Source organism: Gellertiella sp. DMC107 (assembly GCF_056313605.1).
Window position 1 is genome coordinate 263271 of record NZ_JBQUZZ010000001.1, and the last position, 16402, is coordinate 279672.

Below are 16402 nucleotides of genomic sequence, written 5' to 3' on the forward strand. Positions count from 1 at the left end.
CTGCTCGTTTTCCTGGCCCCGGACGTCGTATCCGCCTGTCAAGCGGGCGAACACCGGTGACGAATAAAAGGGGATTATAATTGAGACTTACCAAGAGTCATTTTGCGTTTACTATATAGTTAATCGGTGCAAGCGTATCTCAGATGAAACGAGACAGTTGTTTCTTGACCGGGCTGCCCAGAGCCACACAAACGTATCTGGCGGTTCCCTCGCCCCGCCCCCAGGCTTCGGAACCATTTCGATACCCGCATGGCCGGCCAAAAGCCGTGCGATTGGAGGTATAAGCATGAAAGATTATCTTGCGCGTTTGGATGATCGCGGTGCGCAGATCGCCCCGCAACCCGGTAAGATCCGTTTTCTTCCGGATGTCCGGCTTCCGGACGGCCTTCCGGCCGGACCAGTGGCCATAGCCGACATGGCGAACGCCTTTGGCGTAACCCATCGGACGCTCCACTTCTACGAGGAAAAACACCTGATCAAGGCAGGCCGCATCGGATTGATGCGCGTCTATGACGCCGAGCAGGTGCATCGGATGGCGATTGTCACGCTTGCCCGCGAGGTCGGCATGCCGATCGCCACCATTCAGGACATGATGAAGGAGCTGGAAGAGGCAGAAAGCCAGGAGGAAGCGGATGGCCTGTTCCTGGAAGCGCTGATGGTCCGCAAGCGCGAGCTGATCGCGAGCCTGTCCACCGTGCATCGTCAGATGCAGCAGCTCACCCACCTGATCGACCGGGCGACGGAAGAACACGGGGCGGGCAACGACAACGACCGCGACGGCTCGCTGACGGAACAGGAACTCCAGTGCCTGGAGCTGATGGCCGAGGGACTAAGCCCAGTGAAGCTGGCCAGATCCATGGCAATGGACCTGCGGGAAGCTCAGGCTCTGGAAAATGCGATCATCCAGAAATTCAATGCCCATAACCGCTTCCAGGCGGTGGCCAAGGCCGTGCTTCTCGGCATCATCAAATAGTTGAGAGATTGGGGAGCTGGCGGACCCTCCCCTCCTTTCCCTCTTCGGATGGCGAGATCCGGCGTTCAGCGAACGATGGTCAGGTCGCGGGCGGCGCGGGTGATGGCCGTATAGAGCCAGCGCTCGCGCGTGTCGCGAAAGGCCCAGCTCTCGTCGAACAGAACGACATTGTTCCATTGCGAACCCTGCGCCTTGTGAACGGTCAGCGCGTAGCCGTAATCGAACTCGTCATAGCGCTTGCGGGTCGTCCACGGGATTTCCGTTTCGCTGTCTTCGAAGGCGGCCTTCAGGAGTTTTATCTTCGCCGCGCCGCGATCCATATCGTCGTCTTCGGGGCGGATCATCAGGTTGATGCCCGGCTTGATGGTTTCCTTGGACGAACTCATGACCTGCCAGAGCGATCCGTTGAGAAGGCCTTTGGCGGGATCGTTGCGCAGACAGACCAGCTTGTCGCCCGATTGGGGATATTCGGTGGCAAAGCCCTTCAGCTGCCGCAACCGCTGATTATAGCGTCGGCGCGTCTTGTTGGTGCCGACCAGAACCTGATCGGCCGCAAGAACGATGTCCTGGTTGACGTCGGATCGCCCGATGATCTGCACGGTGCCGTAATCGCCATACATCAGTTCCTTGCCCTCGCGGACATCCATGGCGATCTGGATGATCGGATTGTCGCGCGCCTGGCGGTGAATTTCGGTCAGAAGAAAATCCGGTTCCTGATTGGTAAAGAAACCGCCCCCCGTTACGGGTGGCAGCTGCCCCGGATCCCCCAGCACCAGAATGGGCGTGCCGAAACTCATCAGGTCACGGCCCAACTGCTCGTCCACCATCGAGCATTCGTCGATGACGATCAGAGCGGCCTTTGCGACCGGACTTTGCCGGTTGATGGAGAACATGGGGGCAATCGAGGTTTTGCCGGTTTCCTCATCTTCCACCTCCTCCTCGCCGCGCGGGCGATAGATCAGCGAGTGAATGGTCTTGGCATTGGACGCGCCCCGGGACCGCAAGACCTGTGCGGCCTTGCCGGTAAAAGCTGCAAACAGCACGTCGCCATCCACATGCTCGGCGAAATAGCGCGCAAGAGTGGTCTTGCCCGTGCCGGCATAGCCGAACAGGCGAAACACGGGTTGCTTTCCCTCCTTGAGCCATTTGGCGACGGCCTGGAGGGCATCATCTTGTTGCGGTGCAAATTGCATGGGGGGACGTGACAGGATTCGCCACAGCGAAGCAAGGGGTTTTCCCGTTTTGTACTCGTTTTTGCGGGATTTGCGCTGAAGGATTGAAGGGGTGTTATTTACTTCCTGTTACAACTTTCAATGTCACTGTCTCACAAAATCGTTATCGGGTCGCAGGATTGAAGAACCTCTTGAAACAAGCCGCCATCATCGGTGGGCTGGAAGCCATTGCCCGGCTCCGGCTTGCAAGGCTGTTTCCATCGGCGGCAGGGCGCGGCCTGATCTTTACCCTGCATCATGTCCGGCCGCACGCGCCGCTTCCCTTCGAGCCGAACGGTCATCTGGAAGTGACGCCGCAATTCCTCCGCGCTGTCATCGAGGAAAGCCTTGCCGCGGGTTTGACACCGGTTGCGCTGGAGGATCTGCCGGAAAAGCTCGCCGACCCGCGAGACGACCGTCGTTTCGTGGCCTTTACGCTCGATGACGGCTATCGCAACAATCGCGATCACGCCGCCCCCCTCTTCCGGCAGTTCGCCATTCCCTACACCATCTTCGTCACGCCGGGTTTCGTGGAGCGGCGGGTATCCATGTGGTGGGAAACACTGGCTGCCCTGCTGAACCACGGCGAAGAAGTCGACATCGATCTGTGCGACGGCGTCGAGCGCATCGCGACGCGCAGCCATGCGCAACGGGTGAGACTGTTCGATGCGGTTTGCCAGCAGGTCAACCGGGGCGATCAGGAGGCGGCCACGCAGAGGCTCAATCGGGCGGCGGAAAAAGTGGGGATCGATCCCTTCGGCATCATCAACAGGGAGGTGATGGGTGCTGAGGAACTGAAGGCGCTCGCCGCCGCCGATCCCCTGGTCCGCTTCGGCGGCCATACCCTTACCCACCCGGTTCTGGCCCGTATTCCGGCCCACCAACTTGCCGAGGAAATCGGCCAGTCCATGCAGATGGCGAGCCATTACGGAGGCCGGAAAGCCAAGGCGTTCGCCTATCCCTACGGCACGGCCTGCGCCATCGGCGAGCGGGAATTCGAAGCCGCGCGGCAGGCGGGCATAGGCATTGCCGTCACCACCCGCCCGGGCATGCTGACGGCAGAAACCATGAAACGTCCCATGGCGGTTCACCGCGTTTCGCTGAACGGTCTTTACCAGAAGCGCCGCTACGTCGGCGCACTGATTTCCGGCATCCCTTTCCACCTGAAGGGTTGAGCGTCACCGCTCAGGCAGACTGCCGTACCGGATCGTTTTCCAGCCGGATGGGCGATCCATGCGGCGTGGCTTCGGCGGCCCGCTGCCAGCTTTTCTGCAGATCGAGCAGCAGACCGGCATCCGCCAGCCCCTGGCTGGCCAGCAAGGCGGACAAAGCTTCGACCCAGGCGTCGAAATAATCGCTGCCGTCGCTTGCCCGTCCCGGTTTCTTCACTTCTCGCGACAGGCTTTCCGCCCACGCGCTCCACGTAAACACACCCTTCTGGTGCAGCAGCACGGTCAGCGCAAAGGCGGTGGCCTGCCAGGGTTCCGCAAAAACCGGGTCCCCCTCCGCGGATTTCGGCAGGCCGGGCGATTGGGCCAGCGGGGAGACCGTTTCACAGGCGCTCAAGGTAACTCTCCCACGCATCGATGGAGACGGTCTGGAGCGGATCGGCCCCCTCGCCCCAGAGTTCGGAGCCGGTAAAGACGACCGTGTAGACCCATTGCGGCTGCTCGCCGCCGCCATGCGCGTTGGTATCGGGATAGACGAAACCACCCTGCACCGCCTCGATCACACCCGCCTTGCCCTTGGCATAGCGCGGCAAACGGTTGTGGCCGGCGGGGCTCATGTTTCGCGTCCGGACCCGATCGCCCGGCTGGAAACGGGGCGTCTCCGCAACCGGCCGGTCACAGGGGCCGCCCTTGGCCAGCACGGCGGCCACCATGTCTGCCTTCAATACCCGCTTCGGCTCCGTGCCTCGCGCCTGCATCACGCCCCGGTCCATCTCCTCGCGGGTCGCGAAACCATGCCGTTCCAGCAGCACTTCCAGTGCGCGGATCCAGATTTCGTAATAGCTGGCGGAAAGATAGGACGCAGGCGCAATGCATTCGCGGGCATGCCGGCTTTCGTCGATGGTCCATTGACCCATGGCGCCGGCGGAAAGGACGACGCCGAGTGCCCGCTTTTCCCATTCCGCGTGAAAGTACGGCTCGTCTTTTTCCGGATTGACCGGCCCGAAACCCTGAAACCCTCCGAGATCGTGCGGCCCGTTCATGCGCCGGCCTCCGGTTCGGAGGCAAGGCCGGTTCCGATCATGCTGTCGCGCGTGACCAGATCGGCAAGCTGCTCCTCCGTCCAGCCTTCCGTTCCGGCAGGCCGCTCGGGAATGACGAGGTAGCGGAGTTCGGCCGTGGAATCCCATACCCTTACGGCGGTTCCATCCGGCAGAGTCACGCCGAACTCGGCAAGCACGCCCTTCGGATCCATCACCGCCCGCGAGCGGTAGGCGGGCGCCTTGTACCACACCGGCGGCAGCCCCAGCACGGCCCAGGGATAGCAGGAGCAAAGCGTGCAGACGACGAGATTATGCGTTCCCGGCCGGTTGAAGACTGCACGCATGTGCTCGCCCTGCCGGCCGGTGAAGCCGAGGCTTGCAATGGCCGCGGTTGCATCCTTTTCGAGCCAGGCCGCAAATGCCGGATCGGTCCAGGCCTTTGCCACGACCCGGGCTCCGTTTCGCGGCCCGACCTTGGTTTCATAGGTTTCCACGATCGCATCGATGGCGGCGGGATCGATCAGGCCCTTCTCGGTCAGCACCGTCTCCAGTGCCTTTACCCGCGCCTCCATGTCGGAATAGCGGTTCTCGTGATGGTGATCATGATCATGATCGTGGTCATGATGATGGTGGTGATGCGACAAGGTCGACCTCATTTCAGAAGCGGCCAGAGGCTGATGACGAGCAGCACGGCCATGGTGATGTTGAACCATTTTAACCGGACGGGATCGGAAAGCCAGCCGCGAAGCACGGCCCCGAAACCCGCCCAGGTGGAAACGCTCGGGACGTTCACGACCACGAAGATGATGCCGATCATCATCACGCGCCAGTAGGGATGCTCTGGATCGCCATAGGTGGACATGGCGGTGATCGCCATGACCCAGGCCTTGGGATTGACCCACTGGAAGGCCGCCGCCTGCAGGAACGTCATGGGCTTCAGCCCCGCCTCGCGCACCTCGCCGAGGGTGCGGGATGTGCCGATCTTCCAGGCAATATAGAGAAGATAGGCTCCGCCTACGACCTTGAGGGCCAGATGCAGCACGGGAAAGCCGGTGATGAGCGCGCCGAGCCCCAGACCCACTGCGACCAACAGCACGAAGAACCCAGCCCCGATGCCGAGCATGTGCGGGATGGTCCGCACGAAGCCGAAATTCACCCCCGAGGCAAGCAGCATCGTATTGTTCGGCCCGGGCGTGATGGACGTCGCAAGGGCGAAGAGGAAAAGCGCGACGAACAGGTCCCAGGTCATGAAAGGGTACATCCGGAAAAAGGAGGGATGAAGCAGGAAGGGATACGGAGCATAACCGCGACCGGGCTGCTGTCCATCAGCAAATTGTCATAGCGACAATGACAACCGGCAGCTTGAATCAATATGTGAAGCGACTGAATCCGATTGCCAACAAAACCCGCCAAGCGATTCATTTCAAACGAAAACGGGCGCCCGAAAGCGCCCGCCATTCATCTCGGGACCGGCAAGCCGATCACATGCCCTGGGCGCCGCGGTTCATGGCGGCAATGCCGGTGCGGCAGACTTCGATCAGGCCGAGCGGCTTCATGATGGCGATGAACTGGTCGATCTTGGATACCTTGCCGGTGATCTCGAACACGAAATGCTCGATATTGGCATCGATGACATTGGCGCGGAACGCATCGGCGAGACGCAGGGCCTCGACGCGGTTTTCCCCGACGCCCGATACCTTCACCAGCGCCAGCTCCCGCTCCAGCGGGCGCTCATGCCCGAGATCGCGGGCACGCACGGTCAGATCCACCACGCGGTGGACGGGAACGATACGCTCCAGCTGCGCCTTGATCTGCTCCAGCACATGCGGCGTGCCCCGCGTGACGATGGTGATGCGCGACAGGTGCGCCTGATGTTCGGTTTCCGAAACGGTCAGGCTTTCGATGTTGTAACCACGGCCCGAGAACAGGCCGATGACGCGGGCAAGCACGCCCGGCTCGTTGTCGACCAACACCGAAAGCGTGTGGCTTTCGGCCACCTGCGTTTCCTTGGCGATGAAATAGGCCGAGCCCGTCGGCTGAAGATGTGCATTCATGATGGTTTTCCTCTCTGGCTCGGTTCTCGGTCAGACCAGCTGGCGGCCCTTGGCGTCGATGGCGTTGGCCACGGCCTCGTCGGTCGCCTCGTCGGGCAGCAGCATTTCATTATGGGCCTTGCCCGACGGGATCATCGGGAAGCAGTTGGCGAGGTTCGCCACACGGCAATCGAAGATCACCGGCTTCTTCACGTTGATCATTTCCAGAATGGCATCGTCCAGCTCGCCCGGCTTCTCGCAGCGGATGCCGACAGCGCCATAGGCTTCCGCCAGCTTGACGAAATCGGGCATGGCTTCCGTGTAGGAGTTGGACAGACGGTTGCCGTGCAGCAGCTGCTGCCACTGGCGCACCATGCCCATGTACTGGTTGTTCAGGATGAAGATCTTGATCGGCGCGTTGTACTGGATCGCGGCCGACATTTCCTGGATGCACATCTGGATCGAGGCATCGCCGGCAATGTCGATGACGAGGCTTTCCGGATGGGCGATCTGCACGCCGAGCGCGGCCGGCAGGCCGTAGCCCATGGTGCCGAGGCCGCCCGAGGTCATCCAGCGGTTCGGCTGTTCGAAGCCGAAATACTGGGCCGCCCACATCTGGTGCTGGCCGACTTCGGTGGTGATGTAGGTATCGCGATCCTTGGTCAGCTCATAGAGACGCTCGATCGCATATTGCGGCATGATCACGTCATTGCTCTTCGTATAGGCGAAGGACTTGCGCGCACGCCACTTGTCGATCTGCGTCCACCAGTCGGAAAGCTGGCCGGCTTCCGGCTTCTTCGGCAGCGCCCGCCACAGGCGAACCATGTCTTCGAGCACATGGGTGATGTCGCCGACGATGCCGACATCGACGCGGACATTCTTGTTGATCGAGGACGGGTCGATATCGATATGGATCTTCTTCGAATTCGGCGAGAAGGCATTGAGACGACCGGTGATGCGGTCGTCGAAGCGCGCGCCGATGCAAACCATCACATCGCAATCATGCATGGTCATGTTGGCTTCGTAGGACCCGTGCATGCCGAGCATGCCGAGCCAGCTCTTGCCGGAGGCCGGGTAGCTGCCGAGCCCCATCAGAGTCGAGGTGATCGGGAAGTCCGTCAGCTCCACCAGCTCGCGCAGGAGCTTGGAGGCTTCCGGACCCGAATTCACCACGCCACCGCCGGAATAGATGACCGGGCGACGGGCCGTCGCCATCAGCTCCACGGCAGCCTTGATGGCGTTCAGGTCGCCCTGAAGCTTCGGCTGGTAGCTTTTCTGCGCGATGTGATCGGACGGCGGCGTATAGGTGCCGGTCGCGAACTGGATATCCTTCGGAATATCGACCACGACGGGACCCGGACGGCCGGACTGGGCAATGCGGAAAGCCTCGTGAATGATCGGGGCGAGATCGTTCACGTCCTTGACCAGCCAGTTGTGCTTGGTGCAGGGGCGCGTGATGCCGACCGTGTCGCATTCCTGGAAAGCGTCCGAACCGATGAGCGTGGTGGGCACCTGGCCGGACAGGCAGACGAGCGGAATGCTGTCCATCAGGGCGTCCTGGAGGGGCGTGACCGCATTGGTAGCGCCCGGGCCGGAGGTCACGAGCATCACGCCCACCTTGCCGGTGGAGCGGGCATAGCCTTCGGCCGCATGGCCAGCGCCCTGCTCGTGCCGCACCAGAATGTGCTGGATGTCGTCCTGCTGGAAAATCTCGTCATAGATCGGAAGCACGGCACCGCCCGGATATCCGAAGATATGTTCGACCCCATTGTCCTTCAGCGCCTTGAGAACGATTTCCGCGCCGGTCATCTGATTGTCTTTGCCCGTCATGCCTGGTTCCGCTTGTCTAGGTTCTGGGGCTCGCTCGGCCCGCCTGTTATGGGCCTATTAGCCCGGATTGAGACATAAAAAAAGGCTCCTTTCGGGAGCCTGCCGTGTCGCGCATGGGTGGCTAACGCCGGATGGTTACACCATCCTGCCCATGCGCCTTCTCACCACAATAAGAGAAACAATCTTGTTCATGGCCGGCAGTGATAGACAGAATCTTGCGGGGCGTCAACCGAGATCGCGCCGCTTTCGCATCGGAAAGCGCCGGCAAACGGGATTACCTGCGAGCGAAAATAGACATCCACTACACCAGATATTAAGTTTGCCGCATTTAAGGTGCCCGAAGTGCGGGATATGCCTGCACGGGCGGCAAATGTCACGACGTCCGATGGCCCATGATGGGAGAGAATGAAATGTCCACGCCCCTACGATCCGATGCTGGCCCCATGACAGATGATGACCGCAGAGACATTCTGAAGCCGGGAAACCGGTTTCTCGGCCGCGTGGTATCGTGCAACGGTTCCCGCGCCACGATTTCCGCCGTGGCGGAACAAGGCGGTACAGACCTCACCGAACTCTGGTCGGTGGGGCGTCTGATCTCGATCAGCGTCGGCAACAACCGCGTGGTGGCCATGGCCTATTCCATGCAGATGGAAGGTCAGCACTGGGGCGAGAAGGGCGACAACAACTTCTTCGTCGAGGTGGAACTGCTGGGTGAAGTCCGCGTCTATGACGACGGCCGCGAGGAATTTTCCACCGGCATTTCCTGCTATCCCTATCTCGGCTCCATCGCCCACCGCATTCGCGGTTCGGACCTCGAGCGCATCTATGCCAGCCGCGCCCGCGAAAACCAGCCGGTCGGCAAGCTTTCGCAGGACGAGACGGTATCCGCGACAATCCACATTCCCTCCATGCTGTCCAAGCACTTCGCCGTGGTGGGCTCGACCGGCGTGGGCAAATCCACCGCCGTTTCACTGCTGCTGCACAAGGCGGTGGCTGCCGATCCGAAGCTGCGTGTGCTCATTCTCGATCCCCACAACGAATTTGCCGCCGCCTTTCCGAACGACGCGGTGGTGATCGACACGGACACGCTCGACCTGCCCTTCTGGCTGATGCGGCTTGAGGAATTTGCCGAAGTCGTGTTCCGCGGGCGTCCGCCTGTGCCGGAGGAAATCGACATCCTGCGCGACCTCATTCCCGAGGCAAAACGGAGCTTCCGGGGCGGGAACGAGGGCGGCCTCATGCGTCGCCAGACCGACAAGAGCTCGATGACGGCGGATACGCCGGTGCCCTATCGCATGGCCGACCTGCTGGCGCTGATCGACGAACGCATTGGCCGGCTCGAGGGCCGCAACGAAAAGCCGGTGCTGCGCTCCCTGAAGATGCGCGTGATGGCCGCGATCAACGACCCGCGCTACCATTTCATGTTCTCCAGCAACACGATCACCGATACGATCATGGAGACCATCGCCCACATCTTCCGTATTCCCGGCAATGGCCGCCCCATCTGCACCTTCCAGCTCGCGGGCATTCCCTCCGAAGTGGTCAACTCGGTCGCTTCGGTTCTTTGCCGCATGGCCTTCGAAGTGGCGCTGTGGAGCAATGGCGGCCTGCACATGCTGGTCGTCTGCGAAGAAGCGCACCGCTACGTGCCCGCGGACCCCAACCTCGGCTTCTTCCCGACGCGCCAGGCGATTGCCCGCATCGCGAAGGAAGGGCGTAAATACGGCGTCTCGCTCGGCATCATCACCCAGCGTCCGGGCGAACTCGATCAGACGATCCTCTCGCAGTGCTCCACGCTCTTTGCGATGCGTCTGGCGAACGAGAAGGACAAGGAAATCATCCGGGCGGCCATTCCCAACTCGTCGGTGTCGATCACGAATTTCATTTCGTCGATCGGAAACGGCGAAGCCATCGCCTTCGGTGAGGCCATCGCGGTTCCCATGCGCATGCGCTTCGAAAGAGTCGATCAGGCCGTCTTGCCGAAAGCCGCCGGAATTGCGGAAATGGCGCGGGAGGAGGAGGCCGAAAGCGTCGATCTCCGTGCCGTGGTCACACGCATGCGCGCGGTCACGCCTGTGGATATCGGATCGCTCAAGAACAGCTATTTGGGCCCGATGGGCTCTTCGGAAATTGCCGATCTGGACGATCTGGACAATGCCGAAGGCTTCGAACCGCATCAACAGCTCTCCGAAGCCGGCTTCAGCTGGTCGACAGCCGGCGTGACAGAGGAACCCTACCGTCCCGAAATGTTGCCGAGCGCGTCCTCACCCGAGCGGCCCAGCCTGCGAGCCGATGTCTTCCGCGAGCAACAGCACCAGCCACCGGTCTTCAGAAGCACTCTCCAGACGCCAACGCCCGAGGACCGTGAGCCGCCGCCCCTGCGCTACAGCACGCCGGCCTCGCCGCCGAGCTACGGCCAACCGGGGGCGGGAGCCCCTGCAGATACGCCCCAGCCGCCCCGAGAACGATCCTCGCTGCGCGAGAGCATCCTTCGGAAGCCGCTGAGCAGCCTGCGGCGCGACTGAAAGCGGGGCCAGCCCTCCTGAACAAACCTTGCTTCCGCCGCCCTCCCGGCCTCTCACCGGATCAGGCGGCAGGACGCTGCGCCGCCGATCCCGCCTAGACCACATAAAAATCGGCAGCCGTCAGGGCAAGACCCGGGGTAATCTGCGCAAATAGAGTCAGCCCACCCGGGTTGGTGCCGTTGGTGTCGTAGTAGAGATTGCCGCTATCCCGGTCGTAGATGATACGGTCGCCGGCATCTGCCGCGGCACTGACGGTTGAAACGGTGAAAGAAGCACTGTTCAGCACCCCCGGCGCCTGGGACAAGGCGCTGAAGACACGGAGATCCAGCCGGATCGTATCGTCCACGACCGAGAAATCCGTTATCTTGTCATATTTGGAGATATTGGTCGAGAATACGAAAGCGTCCCGCCCCGTCCCGCCAGTCAGCGTATCAAATCCATCATCGCCATCGATAACGTCATCCCCCGCCCAACCGTACAGCTGATTGTTGATGGAATTGCCCCTCAGCAGGTTTGCAGCGGCTGTGCCATCGCCACGCAATGCCTGAGTTCCTGTCAGCACGAGATTTTCCAACACTCCGGTCACGGTAGAGCCCGCCAGATTGAAACTGATGGAGGAATAAACCGTATCGATGCCGGAGCCGGCATTGGCAACTTCATTGATGGTATCGCGGGCGTTATCGACATAATAAATGTCATTGCCGGCGCCGCCGGTCATGACATCGCCACCAAGCCCGCCATTCAGGCTGTTGGCATAAGCATTTCCGGTAAGACTGTTGTTGAGATCGTTGCCAGTTGCGTTGAGTGCGGAGCCGAGGAGAACCAAATTTTCGATGCCTGCCGCATCGCCGCCCAGCCCGTACGTTACATACGCATAAACCGTATCGACGTCGGCGGAAACACTCACATCGTTCTCTTTTACTGCATCGAACATGGAGTCGACATAGTAGGTATCAGAGCCCGCATCACCGAACATAACGTCATCGCCAGTCCCGCCATTTAGCACATCATTACCTTCGCCGCCGTAAAGCGTATCGATTCCGGTTCCGCCACGAAGCTCGTCGTCGCCGCCGCCCCCGGTGAGCTTGTCGTCACCGCCTGCAGCATCGACAAGATCGTTGCCGAGACCGCTATCCACCACATCGCCATTGTCACCGGTGCCGATGATGTCATCCCCGTCGGAACCCAAGATCTTTTCGAAACCGGAGATGGACCGGGACCTGAGGTCGTAAATACCGGCACTGGCGAGCCGAAGCGTATCCGTTCCCAGCCCGCCATCGAGGGCATTCACGTCAATCAAATGCTTTGCCGAAACGACGAGCGTGTCATCTCCTTCGGAAAGGGTGATTTTGTCGATGTCGACGAACACTTCCGGAAGGGTGATATCCAGCTCGCCGGCACCCACCATTTTCAACGTGTTCACGCCGCCCCACCCGTCAACATAGTCGCCGGCAGTGAGACCGCCCACAGCCACATCGATCCGGTCTGACTCCGCCGTGCCGACGACATAGTCACGACCGGCACCCATCATTCCATTCATCTGCACCGCCGACAGGGTCACCGTATGATAGATCGGGGTATTGTCCTCTGCCCGACCGACATCCCATACAATCTGGACATGCCCGTCCTCGAACATATGGATAAGCGGCCGCGCAAACTGCAAATCACCCTTCACCCCCACCCTCAGCGACTGATAGTATTCGGTACTACTGCCCTGCTCATAGAAAGCGATGCTGTACTGATTGCCCTCTAAAGGCAGAACCTGAACATTAAGGGTGTGCGATTTGGCGATCTTGATCCAATTCAGGCTCGCCTGATTCTGCATGATCTCGTTAAAGGCATCCACTTCGTCTGAGGTCATCACCCTCTCGTCGCTGACCACGCGATAGCTAGGTGATGATGCGACCAAGGGCAGCACACGCGGAGAAATACCCGTATCGGGAACGGGCGTGTCGGTAACAGGCGTGTCGGTAACAGACGTATCCGTAATGACGGGATCGATGGCATCCATGACAACCTCGCATGAACCGGGTGTTGATCGTAACGAAAGACTACCACGGCACGGCCAGATTGCAACATCAGATTCGACTATTCTCATTTAAGGAAATACGACTTCCGTTTTACACTCTTTCCCAATCCTCGCCCATCTGGTTGCGAAACCAGGTCATCTGGCGCTTGGCATATTGGCGGGTGGCGGCTGCGCCGCGCTCGATGACCGCTTCGGCCGACAGCGAGCCCGCGAGATGGGCGGTGATCTCGGGCACGCCGATGGCCCGCATGACCGGCAGGTTCCCGTCCAGATTGAGTGCCAGAAGCGCCTCGACCTCGGCAATGGCCGCCCCGGACAGCATGGCGCGAAAACGGTCCTCGATCCGCCGGGCAAGCACCGCCCGATCGGGCAGCACGACCATTTTCCGGGCGCGGGCGGGATCGACGAGCGGCGGCGCGGTGCGGGCCTGATAGGCGGAAAGCGGCGTGCCGGTTGCCGCTTCCACCTCGAGCGCCCGGGCAATGCGCTGGCTGTCGCGCGGGTTCAGCCGCGCGGCCGTCACGGGATCGACCGTCGAAAGCAGCGCATGCATGGCCTCGGCCCCTTCCGCCTCCAGCCGCTGGCGGATGCCGGTGCGGATCTCGGCCGGAATGCCGGGCATGTCGGAAAGCCCTTCGGTGAGAGCCTTGAAATAGAGGCCGGTGCCGCCGACGATCACGGGCATGCGCCCTTCCCTCCTCAGCCGGGTGAGGGTTGCCTCCATGTCCCGGAGCCAGCCGCCGGTGGAATAGGCGGTCCCTGCGGGGCAATGGCCATAGAGCACGTGCTCGATGCCCTGCATATCCTCCTCGGATGGGCGGGCCGTCAGCACATGCAGGGTGTCATAGACCTGCATGCTGTCGGCATTCACCACCACTCCGCCGGTGCGGCGCGCCCATTCCACCGCCAGAGCGGACTTGCCGCTGGCGGTCGGCCCGGTTATCAGGACTGCATCGAACTCGCTCACGTAAAGGTTTTCCTCCATGGCCCTGGTTGCCACGCTGATTGCCCATCCGCTTCATGCTGTACTCGTTCCCGGCCTCGGCGAAAAGGCCGCGGAAAAGGTGAATGCGTCCGGCCTCTACTGGCTGGCCGATGGCATTGCCTGCGATCTGGCGCTCCGGGACGGGATGACGGCAACCGAAGCGGATGCGACCCTGCGGGGGGGTCTGGACGGGCAGCCGGTGGATATTGTCGTGCAGGATGCCGACACCCGTCGCAAGCGCCTTTTGCTCGCGGACATGGATTCCACCATGATCGGGCAGGAATGCATCGACGAGCTGGCAGCCGAAGTGGGTCTGAAGGACGAAGTGTCCCGCATCACCGCCCGGGCCATGAATGGGGAAATTGCCTTCGAACCGGCCCTGCGCGAACGGGTGGCCCTGCTGAAGGGGCTACCGGTCAGCGTCATCGACGATGTCATCCGCAGCCGCATCACGCTCACGTCGGGCGGCCGGGAACTCGTTGCCACCATGCGCGCGCGCGGCGGCTATGCGGCGCTGGTCTCCGGCGGCTTCACCCTGTTTACCGGTCCGGTCGCCGCCATGCTGGGCTTCGACGAAAACCGGGCCAACGAACTGTTGCACGAAAACGGCGTGCTGACGGGCATGGTCGCTGAGCCGATTCTCGGCAAGGAAGCCAAGGCGCAGGCCCTGCTGCGGATCACCGGAGAACTCGGCATCACCTCTGCCGATGTGGTGGCGGTCGGGGATGGCGCCAACGATCTCGCCATGCTGCAGCTGGCTGGCAGCGGCGTTGCCCTGCATGCGAAGCCCGCGGTCGCAGCCCAGGCGCGGATGCGGATCGACCATGGCGATCTCACCGCCCTCCTCTACATCCAGGGCTATCGCCGCCACGAATTCGTGACGGCCTGAGCGGATTTGAGAGAAGCCCGTCTGCCCTTATTCGATGGGAAGGGCGACGGTCTTCAGGTCTCCATTCGGCTGTGCGACGAGCATCAGCGCATTCTGTCGCCCTTCCTTTTTCAGGTCCGCCACCTTGGCAACCACTTCGGCCGGGTCTGAAACGGCGGTCTGGCCCACTTCGACGATCGTATCGCCTTCCTTGAGGCCTTTTTCCGCAGCCGGTGTGCCATCGGCGACGGCCTGGATCACCACGCCATTCACCTGGGTGGCGATGCCATATTCCTTGCGGCTTGCGTCATCGAGCGGCGACAGCATCATGCCCAGAACCTCGCCGGACGCCTCCCCGGCATCGGTGCTTCCGCTTTCGTCCTGCGTTCCCGTATTGCCGTCCGGCGTTGGCTGCAGCTCGTCTTCCTGGCCCGGCATGGGCTGGTCCTCGGGGCTGTTGCCTTCGCTGCCATTGCCGTCAGGAAGAGCAGGAGCGGACGGGTCGGAAGCGGCGGCCTCGGCCTTGTCGTCCATCCGGCCGAGCTTTACGGTCACCGTCTGTGGCTTGCCGTCGCGCACGATTTCCACGGCCACATCCTTGCCGGTCGGGCTTTCCGCGACGATCCGCAGCAGGTCGCGCATCTCCGCAATCGGCTTGCCGTCGAAGGTCACGATCACATCGCCCGTCTTGATCGGGCCGTTTTCCACCGGCCCGCCCTTGACGATGCCGGAAACCAGCGCGCCGGCAATTTTCTGCAGACCAAGGCTTGCGGCGACATCCTCGGTGACGGGCTGCACCCGCACCCCCAGCCAGCCGCGACGGGTCTCGCCATATTGCCGCAGCTGGTCGATTACCGTGGCTGCAATTTCCGACGGAACGGAAAAGCCGATGCCGATGGATCCTCCGGAAGGAGAGATGATCGCCGTGTTGATCCCGATGACCTGCCCTTCCATGTTGAAGAGCGGGCCACCCGAATTGCCCTTGTTTATGGCGGCGTCGGTCTGGATGAAATTGTCATAGGGGCCGGCATTGATGTTGCGCCCGCGGGCGGAAACGATCCCGATCGAAACGGACCCGCCGAGGCCGAAGGGATTGCCGATCGCCATCACCCAATCGCCGATGCGCATCTTGCGGGAATCGCCGAAGGAAACGGCTTTCAGCGGCGCTTGCGATTCCACCTTCAGCAGGGAAAGATCGGTCTTCACGTCGGTGCCGATCAGCTTCGCCTTCAGCTTGTTGCCCTTGGCGAAGATGACCTCGATGGCGTCGGCCCCTTCGATGACGTGGTTGTTGGTGACGATGTAGCCGGCCGGATCGATGACGAAGCCCGAGCCCAGCGAATTCACCGTATGGCTGCCGGAGCTCTTGCCTTCTCCCTTGTAATAATCGTCGAAGAGATCCTCGAAGGGCGCACCGTCCTGTACCTGCGGTGCCGGAGCTCCCTCGTCATCCCGCACATTCTGCGAGGTGGATATATTCACCACCGCATCGAGCAGGCCTTCGGCAAGGTCGGCCACGGATTGCGGCCCTGCAGGCGATGCGGCGATGGCAGCGCTCGATGCGGCAAGCCCCGATGTCGGCGCGCCTGCGGTCGCCACACCAAGCGCGATCACGATGCGCCCAAGCGTCTGCATGCGCTGTCGATGGGAAGTGGGAATGCGTCGCGTCATAGTCTCGCTGTCCTTGTCGGTCGGGACCGATTTTCTCCGATTCGGATCCGTCGGACCCGGTTTGA

Annotated in this window: 14 protein-coding genes; 4 read left to right on the forward strand and 10 right to left on the reverse strand. The window is 61.6% G+C overall.

From position 1 onward, the window contains the following. The first annotated feature begins 286 nt into the window (after positions 1 to 286). Entirely contained in the window at positions 287 to 973 is a 687-nt protein-coding gene (locus ACT54B_RS01205; protein WP_476042241.1) for a MerR family transcriptional regulator, read from the forward strand. Positions 974 to 1038: 65 nt separating this feature from the next. On the opposite strand, the gene ACT54B_RS01210 is transcribed toward ACT54B_RS01205, so the two are convergent. Next, positions 1039 to 2166, reverse strand: coding sequence for an ATP-dependent DNA helicase (locus tag ACT54B_RS01210; protein WP_476042243.1), 1128 nt, complete (start codon positions 2164 to 2166; stop codon positions 1039 to 1041). Between the two features lie 170 nt (positions 2167 to 2336). Here ACT54B_RS01210 and ACT54B_RS01215 point away from each other — a divergent pair, with 170 nt between their 5' ends. Beyond that, entirely contained in the window at positions 2337 to 3359 is a 1023-nt protein-coding gene (locus ACT54B_RS01215; RefSeq protein ID WP_476042244.1) for a polysaccharide deacetylase family protein, read from the forward strand. 10 nt (positions 3360 to 3369) lie between these two features. Here the strand turns inward: ACT54B_RS01215 and ACT54B_RS01220 are convergent, their stop codons facing one another. The 6 genes from ACT54B_RS01220 to ACT54B_RS01245 form a co-directional block, all read right to left on the reverse strand. Beyond that, positions 3370 to 3750 carry a nitrile hydratase accessory protein gene (locus ACT54B_RS01220; RefSeq protein ID WP_476042246.1) on the reverse strand — a complete coding sequence of 127 codons (381 nt, stop codon included), beginning with the start codon at positions 3748 to 3750 and terminating at the stop codon, positions 3370 to 3372. Next, positions 3737 to 4396 (reverse strand): nitrile hydratase subunit beta, encoded by a 660-nt coding sequence (gene nthB / locus ACT54B_RS01225; RefSeq protein ID WP_476042248.1) that lies wholly within the window; start codon positions 4394 to 4396, stop codon positions 3737 to 3739. Before nthB ends, ACT54B_RS01220 begins: the two co-directional genes overlap by 14 nt. Next, positions 4393 to 5040 carry a nitrile hydratase subunit alpha gene (gene nthA / locus ACT54B_RS01230; protein ID WP_476042250.1) on the reverse strand — a complete coding sequence of 216 codons (648 nt, stop codon included), beginning with the start codon at positions 5038 to 5040 and terminating at the stop codon, positions 4393 to 4395. The genes nthB and nthA overlap by 4 nt, the downstream gene beginning before the upstream one ends. An 8-nt stretch (positions 5041 to 5048) precedes the next feature. Next, positions 5049 to 5645 (reverse strand): LysE family translocator, encoded by a 597-nt coding sequence (locus ACT54B_RS01235; RefSeq protein WP_476042251.1) that lies wholly within the window; start codon positions 5643 to 5645, stop codon positions 5049 to 5051. A gap of 232 nt (positions 5646 to 5877) precedes the next feature. Beyond that, positions 5878 to 6450, reverse strand: a complete 573-nt coding sequence (gene ilvN / locus ACT54B_RS01240; protein WP_476042252.1) for an acetolactate synthase small subunit — start codon at positions 6448 to 6450, stop codon at positions 5878 to 5880. 30 nt (positions 6451 to 6480) lie between these two features. Continuing rightward, positions 6481 to 8259, reverse strand: coding sequence for an acetolactate synthase 3 large subunit (locus tag ACT54B_RS01245; RefSeq protein ID WP_476042254.1), 1779 nt, complete (start codon positions 8257 to 8259; stop codon positions 6481 to 6483). A 395-nt stretch (positions 8260 to 8654) separates the two neighbouring features. On the opposite strand from ACT54B_RS01245, the gene ACT54B_RS01250 reads away from it, so the two are divergent. Further along, the gene (locus ACT54B_RS01250; RefSeq protein WP_476043448.1) at positions 8655 to 10784 is read left to right on the forward strand and encodes an ATP-binding protein; all 2130 of its coding nucleotides are present in this window, start codon (positions 8655 to 8657) and stop codon (positions 10782 to 10784) included. Between the two features lie 94 nt (positions 10785 to 10878). Here the strand turns inward: ACT54B_RS01250 and ACT54B_RS01255 are convergent, their stop codons facing one another. Both ACT54B_RS01255 and miaA read right to left on the reverse strand, forming a co-directional pair. Further along, positions 10879 to 12795, reverse strand: coding sequence for a calcium-binding protein (locus tag ACT54B_RS01255; protein WP_476042255.1), 1917 nt, complete (start codon positions 12793 to 12795; stop codon positions 10879 to 10881). Positions 12796 to 12904: 109 nt separating this feature from the next. Further along, on the reverse strand, positions 12905 to 13798 hold the full coding sequence (gene miaA / locus ACT54B_RS01260; protein ID WP_476043450.1) for a tRNA (adenosine(37)-N6)-dimethylallyltransferase MiaA: 894 nt from the start codon (positions 13796 to 13798) through the stop codon (positions 12905 to 12907). Here miaA and serB point away from each other — a divergent pair. Then, complete coding sequence (serB, locus tag ACT54B_RS01265; protein ID WP_476042257.1) at positions 13797 to 14687, forward strand: phosphoserine phosphatase SerB; 891 nt, start codon at positions 13797 to 13799, stop codon at positions 14685 to 14687. The genes miaA and serB overlap by 2 nt on opposite strands. Positions 14688 to 14714: 27 nt before the next feature. Here the strand turns inward: serB and ACT54B_RS01270 are convergent, their stop codons facing one another. Then, complete coding sequence (locus ACT54B_RS01270) at positions 14715 to 16301, reverse strand: Do family serine endopeptidase (RefSeq protein WP_476043452.1); 1587 nt, start codon at positions 16299 to 16301, stop codon at positions 14715 to 14717. Between the last annotated feature and the right edge of the window lie 101 nt (positions 16302 to 16402).